The sequence below is a fragment of the Psychrobacter sp. 16-MNA-CIBAN-0192 genome, assembly GCF_040309565.1.
Taxonomy (GTDB): Bacteria; Pseudomonadota; Gammaproteobacteria; order Pseudomonadales; family Moraxellaceae; genus Psychrobacter.
On record NZ_JBEOOX010000747.1, the window covers coordinates 1 to 234 of the forward strand.

Consider the following 234-nt stretch of genomic DNA (forward strand, 5'->3'; position numbering starts at 1 on the left):
GCGCTGGAATATTTCAGCGACTTTTCTGCCGACGATGTCAGCACGTTAAGCTTTGAAGCCCAGTTTCAACACAGCCAAACCTTAGAGGCCATGGGCGAAGTGGCCTATTCGCGCGGCAATACCGACGAAGCCCACAGCGCATTAATCGCCGCCCGTGAACGCATGCTGCCGTTACTTGAAATACAACCCAAAAACCTCAGTTTACTTAAAACCTTAGGCGCCAATGCCTTTTGG

1 protein-coding gene is annotated in these 234 nt (G+C 51.3%); it reads left to right on the top strand.

Translation table 11 applies throughout. The features are described from left to right. Positions 1 to 234 (top strand): hypothetical protein (locus tag AAEY78_RS15075; RefSeq protein WP_352340321.1); only part of this gene is annotated, 234 nt, incomplete at both ends.